Raw genomic sequence first — 17,633 nt, forward strand, 5'->3', positions numbered from 1 at the left:
AGGAGCGGTAGTTCAGTTGGACCGAGATTGTTCCAGACAATCTTCGGCATTCGCTCCATCCATGGAGCTTTTAGACTCTTTTAAAAAGAAAGCGGCCTGTCACGCGTGCCGAAGGCACATGGGTTCGTCTGTTGATAAGAGTAAGTCCGCCCCAGCTACGCTTCGCGTTCGTTAGCTCACGGCTATCGCCGTACTCAGCAACGGGGCTCATACTTTGCTAAATCTTGCCTCTTCTAATCAAAGCCTATCAACATCAAGAATAAAGCTTCTCTAACAATGACGGATGCTTTTCAAAGCTTCTGTGGTTATAGAGTTTAAGCTACAATGGCTTTTTGGATTCCTAAAGATACCCCGATGCAAGACAACTTCCCTTATTCGTTAAAGCCTCATAATACATTTGCGTTAGCTCGTTCTTGTCGTGAGTTAGTTCATGCTACAAAAAATGAGCAACTTATAGAGGTCAGTTGTCGCCTTTATCAGACTCATGAGCCGATGCTGATTTTAGGTGGTGGTAGTAATGTCATTTTTTGCGATGATTTTGCAGGAACAGTAGTCTTAGTTGAAACTAAGGGGATCGAGGTTTCCGCTGATGCAGAAAATCACTACTTGAGTGTTGCAGCTGGCGAAAACTGGCACGATTTGGTTTGTTTTTGTTTAGATAACGGATTTAGTGGATTAGAGAATCTAGCTCTTATCCCTGGCACAGTTGGCGCTGCACCTATTCAAAATATTGGTGCATATGGCGTTGAGATGAACGATTTCTGTGATTGGGTTGAATATGTTGAGTTAGAAAGCGGTAAGAAAATTCGCCTAAGTGCAGACGAGTGTGAATTTGGCTATCGTGATTCGATCTTTAAACGTCAATTACTGGAAAAGGCGCTGATTACCCACGTTGGCTTTAAACTGCCTAAGCAGTGGTTTCCTAAGCTGGAATATGGTCCGTTAAAAGCACTTAATGTATCTGGGGTTACGCCACAGCAAGTGTTTGATTGTATATGTGAAACTCGTCAGTCTAAATTGCCGGATCCTAAGGTACTTGGTAACGCTGGGAGCTTTTTCAAAAACCCTGTGGTCGATAGTGCGCAGTTTGATGCATTAACCGAGATCTATCCAAATATCGTTGGTTACCCCCACGGTTCAGGTAAAACCAAAGTCGCAGCGGGTTGGTTAATCGATAATGCGGGTTTGAAAGGTTTTAAAATCGGCGGAGCAGCAGTACATGATAAGCAGGCTTTAGTCTTGGTTAATACGGGTGGTGCCACAAGCGAAGATATTTTAATCTTGGCCGAATCAATAGTAGAGAAAATTGAGCAGCAGTTCGGCATAAGGCTGGAAGCTGAACCTAGAATGATCGGTGCTAATGGAGAGAGGAGCTTATAGCATGACAGAGCAATGGAACCGTAAACGAGAAATTTTATCTGAGCTGGCAAGCGGAGAATTTGTATCTGGTGAAGCTCTGGCTTCGACTCTGGGCGTGTCTAGAACTGCTATAAGCAATCATATCTCGGCTTTAGAAGAGTACGGTATCGATATTTATAGTGTCAAAGGCAAGGGGTATAAATTGAACGGCTCACTATCTCTAGTGGATGAGAGCTTATTAAAGAGCCAGATCGCTAACCGTAGCTTTTATTTTGACGAGATCCCCAGTACTAACGCATTTATCTTAAAGCATGCTGATGAGCTCGTGTCTGGTGATATCTGTGTTGCTGAGTATCAATCGGCTGGTCGGGGACGAAGAGGGCGCGTTTGGGTTTCACCCTACGGTTGCCATCTCTATTTCTCCATGTATTGGCAGTTCCCGCAGGGAATGGCACAAGCAATGGGATTGAGCTTAGTTGTGGCTTGTTCAATCGTGTCGGTACTAAAGCAGCTTGGCGTTCAAGGCGTTGGAGTTAAGTGGCCGAACGATATCTACCTCGATAGCAGAAAGTTAGCTGGCGTACTGATTGAGATGAATGGCCAGACTGACAGCGAGTGTAATCTGGTTATTGGTATAGGTTTAAATATGGCAATGGGTGAACAACATGCTGCGTTAATCGATCAACCATGGAGTGACTTAACCGGCCAGCAAAGTGTTCCAGATAAAACAGAGCTGTTGGTGCGCCTACAAAAGCAACTACAAATTGATTTGACCGAATTTCAGCAGTCGGGGCTTAAACCGTTTCAACAAAGATGGCGAGATGCAGATCTATTCCAAAATCAACCCGTTAAGTTGATGATGGGGCACGATGAAATCCATGGTATTTATCGCGGTGTTGATGAGCAGGGAGCTGTCATGCTGGAGAGCGACTCAGGAGTGCAGACTTATATTGGTGGAGAGATTAGCCTACGTAAGGTAGGCTAATCTTAGATTAGCATTCATCAGTGTTTGAATTTTATTTTCTCAAAAGGACCTGATCCATTAAATGATCGGGTCCTTTTTGCAGAATTAGGTGAGCTCTTTCACGTGTAGGTAAAATATTGAGTGTTAAGTTTGGCCCATTAATCGTGTCCCAGATATTTGAAGCCGTTGCTGTTGCTTCATCATCCCCGAGTTTTGAGTAGTGATGGAAATAGGAGTTTTCAGTACTGAAAGCGCCAGTTCTAAATTGCAAGAACCGTTCGATATACCACTGTTTTAATAGTGACTCGTTAGCATCAACGTATATAGAAAAGTCCACAAAATCAGACACAAATGGGCGCTGCGTATCAACTGGCGAGTCTTGCCCAGTTTGCAGCACGTTTAACCCCTCAATGATCAAAATATCTGGTTGTCTGATCCATTGCATTTCATCAGGTATACGATCATAGGTAATGTGCGAGTATATGGGAGAGCTAACCGCTGCATCTCCAGCCTTGATTGCCGATATAAAGTCGACAAGCGCACGCATATCATAGCTTTCAGGAAAACCTTTACGCTGCAATAAGCCTCGACGTTTCAATTCAGCCAGTGGATAGAGAAAGCCATCGGTAGTAATTAAATCGACCTTAGGATGTTCGGGCCAGTGGCTTAATAGCGCTTGTAAAATACGAGCTGTGGTGCTTTTACCAACTGCGACACTACCAGCGATGCTGATAATGTAAGGACGCTTTGGTGGTACATGTCCTAGAAACTCATTTAGCGCTAAGCCTCTTTGCTGTTTTGCACCCACATTGAGGTTCAGTAATCGACTTAGAGGCAGATATATGTCTGTCACTTCGGATAAGGATATCTTTTCATTAATACCACGCAAATCTGCCAAGTCATGTTCACTGAGTGTTAATGGTACAGACTCTCTCAACCCAGCCCATTGTTGGCGTTGAAAGTTGAGATAAAGTGCGTTGTGAATTTGATTGGATTGCGGCATGCGAAGTTCTCCGTTAAGGATGGCACAGTACACCATGAAGTTATTATGAACAACAGCAATGAGCGCGACGATAGCGGCTTAAGTCGCCAATCTGTTTTAAACGGCTTAAAAATATACCTAAAAGTCACTTTAAGGGTAAAAAATCAGCGTTTGAGAGATTTTTTTAAGAAAATTTCGCTTTTGCTATTGCACTTGCGCTCACATTTCCATAATATCCGCTACCGAAATGACACGCCGGCATAGCTCAGTTGGTAGAGCAACTGACTTGTAATCAGTAGGTCCCGAGTTCGACTCTTGGTGCCGGCACCATTTTCTCTGGAGGGGTTCCCGAGTGGCCAAAGGGATCAGACTGTAAATCTGACGGCTCAGCCTTCGAAGGTTCGAATCCTTCTCCCTCCACCATATTCTAGGTAGTTAGGTAACCTGAAGTAGGTTGCGCGGATGTCGTATAATGGTATTACTCCAGCCTTCCAAGCTGATAACGCGGGTTCGATTCCCGCCATCCGCTCCAAAATCTTGCTGATAATACTTAATCAGTAGAAAGCACTCGGTCTCGAGTGCTTTTTCCAGTTTAAGACTACCTATCAGCGCCAACCTACTTCTCGCCAATCTAATTATCTTACTAACTGATTCGATGACATTTTCTATGCATCGGATTTTTTGCTATATGCAGTTTCATCACCAAATACTTTGGATTGGGGCAATACCATGGCTAAAGAAAAATTTGAACGCGTAAAACCACATGTAAACGTGGGCACCATTGGTCACGTTGACCATGGTAAAACAACTCTAACCGCTGCTATCTCTTCTGTATTGACTAAGGCATATGGCGGTACTAAGCGTGATTTCGCTCAGATCGATAACGCTCCAGAAGAGCGTGAGCGCGGTATTACAATTAATACTTCTCACATCGAATATGACACTCCAACTCGTCACTACGCACACGTAGACTGTCCAGGTCACGCGGATTATGTTAAGAACATGATCACTGGTGCTGCACAGATGGACGGCGCAATCCTAGTAGTAGCTTCTACAGACGGCCCAATGCCACAAACTCGTGAGCACATCCTACTTTCACGTCAGGTTGGTGTTCCATTCATCATCGTATTCATGAACAAATGTGACATGGTTGACGATGAAGAACTACTAGAACTAGTAGAAATGGAAGTTCGTGAACTTCTATCTGAGTACGAATTCCCAGGTGATGACCTACCAGTTATCCAAGGTTCTGCTCTTAAAGCTCTTGAAGGCGAGCCAGAGTGGGAAGCTAAGATCCTAGAACTAGCTGAAGCTCTAGACACTTACATTCCAGAGCCAGAGCGTGCTATCGATGGTGCTTTCATTCTACCAATCGAAGACGTATTCTCAATCTCAGGCCGTGGTACAGTAGTAACAGGTCGTGTTGAGCGCGGTATCATCAAAGTTGGTGAAGAAGTAGAAATCGTTGGTATCAAAGATACTACTAAGACTACTTGTACTGGTGTTGAAATGTTCCGTAAGCTGCTTGACGAAGGTCGTGCAGGTGAGAACTGTGGTGTACTACTACGTGGTACTAAGCGTGATGAAGTTGAGCGTGGTCAAGTACTTGCTGCTCCAGGTTCAATCAACCCACACACTACTTTTGAATCAGAAGTATACGTTCTTTCAAAAGAAGAAGGTGGACGTCACACTCCATTCTTCAAAGGCTACCGTCCACAGTTCTACTTCCGTACAACTGACGTAACTGGTACTATCGAACTACCAGAAGGCGTAGAAATGGTTATGCCTGGTGACAACATCAAGATGGTTGTTACTCTAATCTGCCCAATCGCGATGGACGAAGGTCTACGTTTCGCTATCCGTGAAGGTGGCCGTACAGTTGGTGCTGGTGTTGTAGCTAAGATCATTGCTTAATAGCAACGAGTCTTAACTCAATATTGAAAAGGGCAGCTTAGGCTGCCTTTTTTGTTTTATTGCATTTACGTTTAATTTGTTAGTGAAGCTGGGCTTTGTATTCTTGCCAAATAAGTGGAATAAGAATACAATCTATGACCGATTTTTGACTCGTCGCTTATACTTTCATTAAGAGTATGTTCGGCAGTCGCCAGTTCGGATAGCGAGTCTGACTGAATTTTTCACTGAGCAAAATGCTATTTTATAGTGTTCCTTGCCTCAGAACGTAGTGAGTAACGGAATTAACCGATGACAACAAATACTGAAAGCCAGGGTAACTCTCTGGATATCGTAAAGTGGGGCCTAGTCGTAATCTTGTTGGCTGCTGCAATTATTGGCAATCAATATTTTAATGAAGCAAGTGTCGTTGTACGCGCCCTAGGTGTAGTCGTGACTTTTGCTATCGCTGGTTTCATTGCGTTGCAAACAGAAAAAGGCAAGCAAGCTTTAACTTTTGCTCGTGAATCACAGATTGAAGTTCGTAAAGTGGTTTGGCCTACGCGTCAAGAAGCACTCAATACAACTTTCATTGTATTAGCTGCAACAGCCGTTTTAGGTTTAGTCCTTTGGGGCTTAGATGCAGTATTGCTTAGAATTGTTAATTTTATTACAGGCGTATAGGCATTAAGTATGACTGAAGCTACTGAAGCTAAAAAAAGATGGTATGTAATTCAAGCATTTTCCGGCTATGAAGGTCGTGTTTGTAAAACTCTGCTTGAACATATCAAAATGCATGGCATGGAAGATTACTTTGGTGAGGTTTTGGTACCTACTGAAGAAGTCGTTGAAATGCGTGCAGGCCAACGTCGTAAGAGCGAGCGCAAGTTTTTCCCTGGCTACGTGTTAGTTCAGATGGAAATGAACGATGAAAGCTGGCACCTAGTGAAGAGCATTCCACGTGTAATGGGCTTCATCGGTGGCACATCTGATCGTCCTGCACCAATTTCGAATAAAGAGGCTGATGCAATCCTTCAGCGTCTTCAAGAAACTACTGAGTCTCCAACGCATCGCGTTATGTTCGAGCCAGGTGAAGTTGTTCGTGTTACTGACGGACCTTTTGCTGACTTCAACGGTACAGTTGAAGAAGTGGATTATGAGAAGAACCGCGTTAAGGTTTCTGTGATGATCTTCGGCCGCTCGACACCAGTAGAACTTGATTTTAGTCAGATTGAAAAAAGCTGATTAAATAAAGCGCAAATACTATTTGGAAATGGGTGCGAATTTATATATAATTCGCACCCATATTTTTCGGGGAGCCTTTCAACATAGTGTTGATGGCGTTTGAACCCAAACTTGAGGAAATGTCTCATGGCAAAGAAAGTTGATGGTTACATCAAACTGCAAGTCGCAGCCGGTGCTGCAAACCCGTCGCCACCAGTAGGCCCAGCATTGGGTCAGAAAGGTGTTAACATCATGGAATTCTGTAAAGCATTCAACGCTCGTACTGAAAAGTTCGAGAAAGGTATGCCAATTCCTGTAGTTATCACTGTTTACACTGATCGCTCTTTCACTTTCGAAACTAAGACTCCACCTGCGTCTTTCCTACTGCTTAAAGCAGCTGGTCTGAAATCAGGTTCTGGCCGTCCTAACACTGAAAAAGTGGGAACTATCAAGCGTAGCGCTGTCCAGGAAATTGCTGAGACTAAAGCCGCTGATATGACTGGTGCTGATATTGAAGCGATGACTCGCTCAATTGAAGGTACTGCGCGTTCAATGGGTTTGGTAGTAGAGGACTAATATAATGGCAAAGCTAACTAAACGCGCTCGTCTAATCCGCGAGAAAGTTGAAGCTACTAAGAGCTACGACATCAATGAAGCTGTTGCACTTCTAAAAGAACTAGCTACTGCTAAGTTCGTTGAAAGTGTTGACGTTGCCGTTAACCTAGGTGTTGACCCACGTAAATCTGACCAAAACGTTCGTGGCGCTACTGTGCTACCACACGGTACTGGTCGTGAAGTACGTGTTGCTGTGTTCACTCAAGGTGCTAACGCTGAAGCTGCTACTGCAGCTGGTGCTGAACTTGTTGGTATGGATGACCTTGCCGCTCAAATTAAAGCTGGCGAAATGAACTTCGACGTAGTTATCGCATCTCCAGATGCAATGCGCGTTGTTGGTATGTTAGGTCAAATCCTAGGCCCACGTGGTCTAATGCCTAACCCTAAGACTGGTACTGTAACGCCAAACGTTGCTGAAGCAGTTAAGAACGCTAAAGCGGGTCAAATCCGTTACCGTAACGATAAGAACGGTATCATCCACACTACTATCGGTAAAGTGGACTTTGAACCAGCTCAACTTAAGGAAAACTTAGAAGCTCTAATTGGCGCACTTAAAAAAGCCAAGCCAGCAGCTGCTAAAGGCGTTTTCGTTAAGAAAGTAAGCATCTCTACCACTATGGGTGCAGGTGTTGCTGTTGACCAGAGTACTCTGGAAGACGTTAAGTAAATTTACAAAGCTCGCGCATTAGTCTATAATGCGCGCACTTTGTAGGGTTGGGGCTGTGATTTATCCTTTTAGGTTAAAGACTAGCCTCCGTCCAAGACCGTAGGTGTCGGTTCAAGTAATCGACTTAATTTCCTGCGTAGACGGTGTCGGACCCCAGATAGATTTTATTCTGCTGGATATATTCGCGCCGTAAGTCGCTAGGTATCATTAGATGCTTAGCATGGTAATTGCTAGGGAACTTTCCCTAGATCGAATCCAGGAGTATAGCCAATGGCATTAAGACTCGAAGACAAAAAAGCGATTGTTGCTGAAGTCAACGAAGCTGCCAAAGGTGCTTTATCTGCAGTTGTAGCCGATTCACGCGGTGTAACTGTAGGTGATATGACCGGTCTTCGTAAAGCTGCTCGTGAAGCTGGTGTGTACGTTAAAGTTGTACGTAACACTCTAGTTAAGCGCGCTGTTGAAGGTACTGATTTTGAGTGCCTAAGCGATACGTTCACTGGTCCTACTTTGATTGCATTCTCTAACGAGCACCCAGGTGCAGCTGCGCGTCTTCTTAAAGATTTCGCTAAAGCGCAAGAGAAGTTTGAAATCAAAGCAGCAGCCTTTGAAGGGGAATTAATCCCTGCAGACAACATTGATCGTTTAGCAAAACTACCAACTTACGAAGAAGCACTAGCTCAGTTCATGATGACTCTAAAAGAAGCATCTGCTGGCAAGTTCGTTCGTACATTGGCCGCTCTACGCGATCAGAAAGAAGCTGCTTAATTTTACAAGCCGCTTAATTAAATTGAATTCAGTACAATTAGGAATTTTTTGTTATGTCTATCACTAAAGACCAAATCTTAGAAGCCCTTGCAGCAATGTCTGTAATGGAAGTTGTTGAACTAATCGAAGCAATGGAAGAGAAGTTCGGCGTATCTGCAGCTGCTGCTGTTGTTTCAGGTGGTGGCGAAGCTGCTGCTGCTGAAGAGAAAACAGAATTCGACGTAATTCTTACTTCTCACGGCGACAACAAAGTTGCAGTAATTAAAGCTCTTCGTGGCGCTACAGGTCTAGGCCTGAAAGAAGCTAAAGGCATGGCTGAATCTGCTCCAGTAGCAGTTAAAGAAGCTATCTCTAAAGAAGAAGCTGAAGCTCTTAAGACTGAACTTGAAGCAGCTGGTGCTGCAGTAGAGATCAAGTAAGTTATACTATAACTTACAACCTCCCGAGTAATCGGGCGGAGGCTGGCGGTTTTTTAACCGTCGGCCTTTTTTGCGCTGTAAGCGCAGGCGATTTTTTTTTCACCGTTTATCGCCAGATTTCGCAGTTCCTAGCAGAGATTACTGGTTGGGTTCTTGCTTTCAACGGTGATGGGCAAACGCGCTGTTTCAACATTTAGGTTGATTCAGTCTTGGTCACATCTCGCAATCAGAGGAAACCCATGGTTTACTCCTATTCTGAAAAGAAGCGTATTCGCAAAGACTTTGGTAAACGTCAACGTGTTTTAGACATCCCTTACCTTTTGTCAATCCAGTTGGACTCTTTTAAGAAGTTCACCGATCAAGATCCTACAGGTGAGCGTGGTTTTGAAGCTGCTTTCCGTAGCGTTTTTCCCATCAAGAGCTTTTCTGGTAATTCTGAGCTGCAATATGTCAGCTACAAGCTAGGCGAGCCAGTTTTTGATGTGAAAGAGTGTCAAATCCGCGGTGTTACATACTCTGCACCTCTACGCGTTAAACTGCGTATGGTTCTGTATGACCGTGAAGCTGCACCTGGCACAGTAAAAGACATTAAAGAACAAGAAGTCTATATGGGGGATATCCCTCTTATGACTGACAACGGTACTTTTGTTATCAATGGTACTGAACGTGTAATCGTGTCTCAGCTACACCGTAGCCCAGGCGTATTCTTTGATCATGACCGTGGTAAAACCCACTCTTCAGGTAAGGTGCTATATAACGCACGTATTATTCCTTACCGTGGTTCTTGGTTAGACTTTGAATTCGATCCTAAAGATGCACTATTTGTACGTATTGACCGTCGTCGTAAGTTAGCGGCTTCGATCATTCTGCGTGCTCTAGATTACTCTACTCAAGATATTCTTGACCTGTTCTTCGATCGCGTAAACTTTAAGATCAAGAAAGATTCATTAGTAATGGATCTTGTTGCAGACCGTCTTCGTGGCGAAACTGCAAGCTATGACATTAAAGACGCTGAAGGCACTGTTCTTGTTGAGAAAGGTCGTCGCATCACTGCACGTCACATTCGTCAGCTTGAAAAGTCAAATACTACTGAGCTTGAAGTACCAGTTGAGTACATCGCTGGTAAGATCTCTGGACAAGATTATATCGATCCAGATACAGGCGAAGTATTGGTTTCTGCAAACGCAGAGATCAGCCTAGAAGATCTAGCTAAGCTATCTATGGCTGGCATCAAAGAGATCAGCACTCTGTATATCAACGAGCTTGATAACGGTGCTTACATCTCAGACACCATTCGTATCGATTCAACAACTAACCGCCTAGAAGCGCTAGTTGAAATCTACCGTATGATGCGTCCTGGTGAGCCACCAACCAAAGATGCTGCCGAAGCACTATTCCAGAACTTGTTCTTCAGTGAAGAGCGTTATGATCTATCTAAAGTAGGTCGTATGAAGTTCAACCGTCGTCTAGGTATCGATGACGACGAAGGTACGGGTATCTTAACTAAAGAAGATATCGTTGCCGTGATGAAGAACATCATCGCCATCCGTAACGGCTTGGACGAAGTTGATGATATCGATCACCTAGGTAACCGTCGTATCCGTAGTGTAGGTGAAATGGCTGAAAACCAGTTCCGTGTTGGTCTAGTTCGTGTTGAACGTGCCGTACGTGAGCGTCTAAGCCTCGGTGATCTAAATGAGCTAATGCCTCAAGATTTGATCAACGCTAAGCCTATTTCTGCAGCTGTTAAAGAATTCTTTGGCTCTTCACAGCTTTCACAGTTCATGGACCAAAACAACCCATTGTCAGAAGTAACGCATAAGCGTCGTATTTCTGCTCTAGGTCCTGGTGGTCTAACACGTGAACGTGCTGGTTTCGAAGTTCGAGACGTACACCCGACTCACTACGGTCGTCTATGTCCAATCGAAACGCCTGAAGGTCCAAACATTGGTTTGATCAACTCGTTGTCAACCTTTGCGCGTACTAATAACTATGGCTTCCTAGAAACGCCTTACCGTAAGGTAGTAGATGGCGTGGTTACTGAAGAAGTTGATTACTTGTCAGCAATCGAAGAAGGCCGTTACGTTATCGCTCAGGCAAACGTAGAATTAGATGCAAACAACCGCATGATGGATGAGCTAATTGCTTGTCGTCACAAGGGTTATTCAACATTTATGGGTGCATCTGACATCCAGTATATGGACGTATCACCACAGCAGATTATTTCTGTTGTGGCATCACTAATTCCGTTCCTAGAACACGATGACGCGAACCGTGCATTGATGGGTGCGAACATGCAACGTCAGGCTGTTCCAACACTGAAGGCTGATAAGCCGTTAGTTGGTACAGGTATTGAACGTACACTTGCTGTTGACTCAGGCGTGGTTGTGGCTGCTAAGCGTGGTGGTTATGTTGACTACGTTGATGCTAGCCGTATCGTGGTTAAGGTTAACGAATCAGAATTGACTCCAGGCGAAGCTGGTATCGATATTTACAACTTGACTAAGTACACGCGTTCTAACCAGAACACTTGTATTAACCAACGTCCTTGTTGTTCTGTTGGTGACCCAGTTGTTCGTGGCGACGTACTAGCCGACGGCCCATCTACCGACTTAGGTGATTTGGCTCTTGGTCAGAACATGCGTATCGCGTTCATGCCTTGGAACGGTTACAACTTCGAAGACTCGATCTTGATCTCTGAGCGTGTAGCTCAAGAAGACCGTTTCACAACTATCCACATTCAAGAGCTTTCATGTATCGCTCGTGATACTAAGTTGGGTAGCGAAGAGATCACTGCTGATATTCCAAACGTTGGTGAGTCTGCGCTTTCTAAGCTTGACGAATCAGGTATCGTTTATATCGGTGCAGAAGTTAAGGGTGGCGACATCCTAGTTGGTAAAGTAACACCTAAGGGTGAGACTCAGCTGACTCCAGAAGAGAAACTTCTACGTGCAATCTTCGGCGAAAAAGCCTCTGACGTTAAAGACAGCTCTCTACGCGTACCTAACTCTGTTAAAGGTACTATCATCGACGTACAAGTATTTACTCGTGACGGCGTTGAGAAAGACAAGCGTGCTGTTGAAATTGAAGAGATGCATATCGCTCAGGCTCGTAAGGATTTGACTGAAGAGTTCCAAATTCTTGAAGATGGTGTTCTTGGTCGTGCTCGCAACCTATTACTAGGTGCTGGTTTCGATGAAGCCCAACTTGATGCAATTCCTCGTTCACAATTGTTGGTTCAGACCATCGATGATGAAACGAAGCAAACTGAGCTAGAACAGCTAGCTGAGCAAGCGGAAGAGCTAAAAGCCGATTTCGATAAGAAGTTCGAAATCAAGCGCCGTAAGATCACTCAAGGTGATGACTTAGCACCTGGTGTACTTAAGATCGTTAAGGTTTACCTAGCGGTTAAGCGTACTATCCAGCCTGGTGATAAGATGGCGGGTCGTCATGGTAACAAGGGTGTAATCTCTAAGATTTGTCCTATTGAAGACATGCCATACGACGAAAAAGGCGATCCAGTGGATATCGTATTGAACCCACTAGGTGTACCTTCACGTATGAACATCGGTCAGGTACTTGAAGTTCATATGGGTGCTGCAGCGAAAGGCATCGGTAACCGTATTACCGAAATGCTAGAAGAGCAGCGCGAATTGGCAGAACTTCGCGGATACATCAAGCAAGTTTATGACTTAGGTGACGAAGTGCAGCAGCGCGTTGACATCGATTCATTTACTGATGATGAAATCTTGCGTCTTGCTAAAAACCTAAAAGGCGGTGTGCCTACAGCTACACCTGCGTTTGATGGTGCCAAAGAGAAAGAGATCAAGCAGATGCTTGAACTTGCAGGTCTACCGACATCAGGTCAGCTAACGCTGTGTGATGGCCGTACTGGTAACCCATTTGAGCGTCAAGTAACCGTTGGTTACATGTACATGCTCAAACTGAACCACTTGGTTGACGATAAGATGCACGCGCGTTCTACCGGTTCGTACAGTCTTGTTACTCAACAACCATTGGGTGGTAAAGCACAGTTCGGTGGTCAGCGTTTCGGTGAGATGGAAGTATGGGCACTTGAAGCTTACGGTGCTGCATATACACTTCAAGAAATGCTAACCGTTAAATCGGACGATGTGAACGGTCGTACTCAGATGTATAAGAACATCGTCGACGGTAACCATCAGATGCAACCAGGTATGCCTGAATCGTTCAACGTATTGTTGAAAGAGATCCGTTCGCTCGGTATTAACATCGAGTTGGATCAACAGTAACACTTGGTTACTGCCTCTATGGCAAAAGAAATTGGTGCTCTGCATTGGCAGGGCACCCGGTTTAACTCCTTCAGGAGAGAAACGTGAAAGACTTATTAAAGTTTCTGAAACAGCAAAGCAAGACTGAAGAATTTGAAGGTATCAAGATCGGCCTAGCGTCGCCTGACTTGATCCGCTCTTGGTCTTTTGGTGAAGTTAAGAAGCCAGAAACCATTAACTACCGTACTTTCAAGCCTGAGCGTGAAGGTTTGTTCTGTGCGCGTATTTTTGGTCCAGTAAAAGATTATGAATGTTTATGCGGTAAGTATAAGCGTCTAAAGCACCGTGGTGTGATCTGTGAAAAGTGTGGCGTAGAAGTTACACAGACTAAAGTACGTCGTGAGCGTATGGGTCACATCGATCTAGCTAGCCCAGTTGCACACATTTGGTTCTTGAAGTCTCTGCCATCTCGTATCGGTTTGATGCTAGACATGACTCTTCGTGATATCGAACGTGTACTTTACTTCGAATCTTTCGTAGTAATCGAGCCTGGCATGACCAGCCTTGAACGCGGCCAAATGCTGACAGAAGAAAACTATCTGGATGCATTGGAAGAGTACGGTGATGAATTCGATGCCAAGATGGGTGCTGAAGCAGTTCTAGAATTGCTACGTGCTATCGATCTTGAGAAAGAAATTGAAATGATGCGCGAAGAATTGCCATCAATCAATTCTGAGACTCGTCGTAAGAAGATCACTAAGCGTCTTAAGCTAATTGAGGCATTCTTCACTTCAGGTAACAAGCCTGAGTGGATGATCCTTAAAGTGCTACCGGTTCTGCCACCAGATCTACGTCCTCTAGTTCCACTAGATGGCGGGCGTTTTGCTACGTCTGATTTGAACGACCTTTACCGTCGTGTAATCAACCGTAACAACCGTCTAAAGCGTCTGTTAGATCTAGCTGCTCCAGATATCATCGTACGTAACGAAAAGCGTATGTTGCAAGAATCTGTTGATGCGCTATTAGACAACGGTCGTCGTGGTCGTGCTATTACTGGTTCTAACAAACGTCCGCTTAAATCTTTGGCTGATATGATCAAAGGTAAGCAAGGTCGTTTCCGTCAGAACTTGCTAGGTAAGCGTGTTGACTACTCTGGTCGTTCGGTAATTACCGTAGGTCCTACTTTACGTCTACACCAGTGTGGTCTTCCTAAGAAGATGGCACTTGAGCTATTTAAGCCATTTATCTATGGCAAGCTAGAAGGTCGTGGCTTAGCTACAACCATTAAAGCTGCTAAGAAGATGGTAGAGCGCGAAGTTCCAGAAGTTTGGGACGTGCTAGATGACGTGATCCGCGAACATCCAGTGATGCTTAACCGTGCACCAACACTGCACAGACTAGGTATCCAGGCATTTGAGCCAGTACTAATCGAAGGTAAAGCGATTCAGCTTCACCCATTGGTTTGTGCGGCATACAACGCCGACTTCGACGGTGACCAAATGGCTGTTCACGTGCCACTAACGCTAGAAGCACAGTTAGAAGCCCGTTCACTAATGATGTCTACCAACAACATCCTTTCACCTGCAAACGGTGAGCCGGTGATCACACCGTCACAGGACGTTGTATTGGGTCTTTACTACACTAGCCGTGAGCGTATTAACGGCAAGGGTGAAGGCATGGCATTCGCTGACGTGGCTGAAGCTGAAAAAGCTTACCGCACGGGTGTTGCTGAGCTACACGCTCGCGTTAAAGTACGTATTACGGAAACAACGACGAACGAAGCCGGTGAAAAAGTTAAGACACGTCGCGTTGTTGATACAACAGTTGGTCGTGCATTGCTTTCACAGATCCTGCCAAAAGGTCTTTCTTATGATTTGGTTAACCAAAACATGGGTAAGAAGCAGATCTCTAAGCTATTGAACACTTGTTACCGTCAACTAGGTCTTAAAGATACTGTTATCTTTGCTGACCAATTGATGTACACAGGTTTCCACTTTGCAACTATCTCGGGTGCCTCTGTAGGTATCAACGATATGGTTATTCCAGATCTTAAGTACACGCTAGTAGCGGATGCTGAAGCGGAAGTTCTTGAAATTCAAGAGCAGTTCCAATCTGGTCTAGTAACAGCTGGTGAGCGTTACAACAAAGTAATCGATATCTGGGCAAGCGCGAACGAAAAAGTTTCTAAAGCGATGATGGAAAACCTGTCTAAAGAGACAGTAATTAACCGTGATGGCGAAGAAGAGCAGCAAGAATCGTTCAACAGTATCTACATGATGGCCGACTCAGGCGCTCGTGGTAGTGCTGCACAGATCCGTCAGTTGGCCGGTATGCGTGGTCTGATGGCTAAGCCAGATGGCTCAATCATCGAAACCCCAATTGTGGCTAACTTCCGTGAAGGTCTAAACGTATCTCAGTACTTTATTTCTACTCACGGTGCGCGTAAGGGTCTTGCGGATACGGCATTGAAGACAGCTAACTCTGGTTACCTGACTCGTCGTCTAGTAGACGTTGCACAAGACTTAGTTGTTATCGAAGACGACTGTGGAACTTACGAAGGTCTAACTATGAAGCCGCTGATTGAAGGTGGTGATGTAGTTGAACCGTTACGTGAACGTGTTCTTGGTCGTGTTGTTGCACAAGATGTGTTCAAGCCAGGTACTGAAGAAGTACTAGTGCCACGTAACACGCTTCTTGACGAAGCTTGGTGTGACATCGTTGAAGATAACTCTATCGACGAAATGATCGTTCGTTCAGTAATTAGCTGTGATACAGACTTCGGTGTGTGTGCTGCTTGTTATGGTCGTGATTTGGCTCGTGGCCATATCATCAACCAAGGTGAAGCGATTGGTGTTGTTGCTGCTCAGTCAATTGGTGAGCCAGGAACACAGCTTACGATGCGTACTTTCCACATCGGTGGTGCGGCATCTCGAGCTTCAGCTGAGAACAACGTTCAAGTTAAGAACTCAGGTACGCTTAAGTTACACAACGCTAAGTATGTAACTAACAGCAACGGTAAGCTGGTAATTGTTTCTCGTTCTTCTGAACTAGCAATTATCGATGAGCTAGGCCGTGAGAAAGAGCGTTATAAGGTTCCTTACGGTACTGTACTTGAGAAGTTGGAAGATGATGGCGTAGCTGCTGGCGAAATTATCGCTAAGTGGGATCCACATACTCACCCAATTATCACAGAAGTGGCGGGTAGTATTAAGTTCGTAGATATGATTGAAGGTGTCACTATGACACGTCAAACAGACGAACTAACGGGTCTTTCATCAATCGTCGTGCTAGAAGTTGGTCAACGTCCAACAGCAGGTAAAGAGATGCGTCCTATGATCCGTCTTGTTGCTGCTGATGGTAGCGACTTGATGATCCCAGGTACTGAAGTACCTGCGCAATACTTCTTACCAGGTCACGCGATTGTAAACCTTGACGATAACGCACCAATTAACGTTGGTGATGCATTAGCACGTATTCCTCAAGAATCTTCTAAGACTCGCGATATTACCGGTGGTCTACCACGCGTTGCTGACTTGTTCGAAGCGCGTAAGCCAAAAGAGCCTGCAATTCTTGCTGAAGTATCGGGAACTATCTCGTTCGGTAAAGAAACCAAAGGTAAGCGTCGTCTAGTGATCACCCCAGCTGATGGCGGTGAGCAGTATGAAGAGATGATTCCTAAGTGGCGTAACCTAAACGTGTTCGAAGGTGAAAAAGTCGAACGTGGTGAAGTTATTGCCGATGGTCCAGAAGCGGCACACGACATTCTACGTCTACGTGGTATCCACAATGTGGCTAACTACATCGTGAATGAAGTACAGGACGTTTACCGTCTACAGGGCGTTAAGATCAACGATAAGCACATTGAGGTGATCATTCGCCAGATGCTGCGTAAGTGTGAGATCATTGACGCAGGTGACAGTGAATTCCTACCGGGTGAACAAGCTGAAGTGTCTCGTGTGAAGATCGCTAACCGCGAACTAGAAGCACAAGGTAAGCAGCCTGCAACATTCGAACGTGAACTTCTTGGTATCACTAAGGCGTCACTTGCGACTGAATCGTTCATCTCTGCAGCATCGTTCCAGGAGACCACTCGTGTTCTTACTGAAGCAGCTGTTGGCGGTAAGAGCGACAAGTTACGTGGTCTGAAAGAAAACGTAATCGTTGGTCGTCTAATCCCTGCTGGTACAGGTTATTCTTACCATCAGAAGCGTGCTACTGCAGTGCCAAGTGCGGCAACTGAAGAAGCACCAGCGATTAGTGCAAGCGAAGCTGAGCAGAACCTTGCGGATCTACTAAATCTAGCTGGAAGCAATGATTAATCGTTGCTGGAAAAGTAAATAGATTGTAAAAAAGGCGCTTTTGGCGCCTTTTTTTACTTTAAATCGGTTATAAAGTTGTCTATTTCTTGACAGAAACCTCATACACTTCTAAAATTTCGCGTCCCACACCTGTGGGATATAGATTTTTCACACCTTACTGTTGATTTAGTCAACTG

General features: G+C 44.8%; 12 protein-coding genes and 3 tRNA genes. 14 read left to right on the plus strand and 1 reads right to left on the minus strand.

Features of this window, described 5'->3' with window-relative positions:
• Positions 1-324: 324 nt before the first annotated feature.
• Both murB and birA read left to right on the plus strand, forming a co-directional pair.
• Complete coding sequence (gene murB / locus K5Q92_RS17505) at positions 325-1,380, plus strand: UDP-N-acetylmuramate dehydrogenase (RefSeq protein WP_259649618.1); 1,056 nt, start codon at positions 325-327, stop codon at positions 1,378-1,380.
• 1 nt (position 1,381) lies between these two features.
• The gene (birA, locus tag K5Q92_RS17510; protein ID WP_220770203.1) at positions 1,382-2,344 is read left to right on the plus strand and encodes a bifunctional biotin--[acetyl-CoA-carboxylase] ligase/biotin operon repressor BirA; all 963 of its coding nucleotides are present in this window, start codon (positions 1,382-1,384) and stop codon (positions 2,342-2,344) included.
• A gap of 31 nt (positions 2,345-2,375) precedes the next feature.
• On the opposite strand, the gene coaA is transcribed toward birA, so the two are convergent.
• Positions 2,376-3,326: a type I pantothenate kinase gene (gene coaA / locus K5Q92_RS17515; protein WP_220770204.1), complete on the minus strand. Its 951-nt coding sequence runs from the start codon at positions 3,324-3,326 to the stop codon at positions 2,376-2,378.
• A gap of 233 nt (positions 3,327-3,559) precedes the next feature.
• Between coaA and K5Q92_RS17520 the strand changes: the two genes are divergently transcribed.
• The 12 genes from K5Q92_RS17520 to rpoC all read left to right on the plus strand — a co-directional run bounded on the left by K5Q92_RS17520 (position 3,560) and on the right by rpoC (position 17,457).
• Positions 3,560-3,635, plus strand: a tRNA-Thr gene (locus K5Q92_RS17520).
• Between the two features lie 8 nt (positions 3,636-3,643).
• Positions 3,644-3,728 (plus strand) — tRNA-Tyr (locus K5Q92_RS17525).
• Between the two features lie 35 nt (positions 3,729-3,763).
• Positions 3,764-3,837, plus strand: a tRNA-Gly gene (locus K5Q92_RS17530).
• Between the two features lie 197 nt (positions 3,838-4,034).
• Positions 4,035-5,219, plus strand: coding sequence for an elongation factor Tu (tuf, locus tag K5Q92_RS17535; protein WP_220770205.1), 1,185 nt, complete (start codon positions 4,035-4,037; stop codon positions 5,217-5,219).
• A gap of 288 nt (positions 5,220-5,507) precedes the next feature.
• Positions 5,508-5,879, plus strand: coding sequence for a preprotein translocase subunit SecE (secE, locus tag K5Q92_RS17540; protein WP_220770206.1), 372 nt, complete (start codon positions 5,508-5,510; stop codon positions 5,877-5,879).
• A gap of 9 nt (positions 5,880-5,888) precedes the next feature.
• The gene (gene nusG, locus K5Q92_RS17545; protein WP_220770207.1) at positions 5,889-6,440 is read left to right on the plus strand and encodes a transcription termination/antitermination protein NusG; all 552 of its coding nucleotides are present in this window, start codon (positions 5,889-5,891) and stop codon (positions 6,438-6,440) included.
• Positions 6,441-6,566: 126 nt separating this feature from the next.
• Entirely contained in the window at positions 6,567-6,995 is a 429-nt protein-coding gene (gene rplK / locus K5Q92_RS17550) for a 50S ribosomal protein L11 (RefSeq protein WP_011863956.1), read from the plus strand.
• 4 nt (positions 6,996-6,999) lie between these two features.
• Positions 7,000-7,701: a 50S ribosomal protein L1 gene (gene rplA / locus K5Q92_RS17555; RefSeq protein ID WP_220770208.1), complete on the plus strand. Its 702-nt coding sequence runs from the start codon at positions 7,000-7,002 to the stop codon at positions 7,699-7,701.
• 270 nt (positions 7,702-7,971) lie between these two features.
• Positions 7,972-8,469 carry a 50S ribosomal protein L10 gene (rplJ, locus tag K5Q92_RS17560; protein ID WP_220770209.1) on the plus strand — a complete coding sequence of 166 codons (498 nt, stop codon included), beginning with the start codon at positions 7,972-7,974 and terminating at the stop codon, positions 8,467-8,469.
• Between the two features lie 53 nt (positions 8,470-8,522).
• The gene (gene rplL, locus K5Q92_RS17565; RefSeq protein ID WP_028767981.1) at positions 8,523-8,888 is read left to right on the plus strand and encodes a 50S ribosomal protein L7/L12; all 366 of its coding nucleotides are present in this window, start codon (positions 8,523-8,525) and stop codon (positions 8,886-8,888) included.
• A 239-nt stretch (positions 8,889-9,127) separates the two neighbouring features.
• Positions 9,128-13,159 carry a DNA-directed RNA polymerase subunit beta gene (gene rpoB / locus K5Q92_RS17570; RefSeq protein WP_220770210.1) on the plus strand — a complete coding sequence of 1,344 codons (4,032 nt, stop codon included), beginning with the start codon at positions 9,128-9,130 and terminating at the stop codon, positions 13,157-13,159.
• An 83-nt stretch (positions 13,160-13,242) separates the two neighbouring features.
• On the plus strand, positions 13,243-17,457 hold the full coding sequence (rpoC, locus tag K5Q92_RS17575) for a DNA-directed RNA polymerase subunit beta' (protein ID WP_220770211.1): 4,215 nt from the start codon (positions 13,243-13,245) through the stop codon (positions 17,455-17,457).
• Positions 17,458-17,633 lie beyond the last annotated feature (176 nt).

Source organism: Shewanella sp. MBTL60-007, assembly GCF_019654915.1.
Lineage (GTDB): Bacteria > Pseudomonadota > Gammaproteobacteria > Enterobacterales > Shewanellaceae > Shewanella.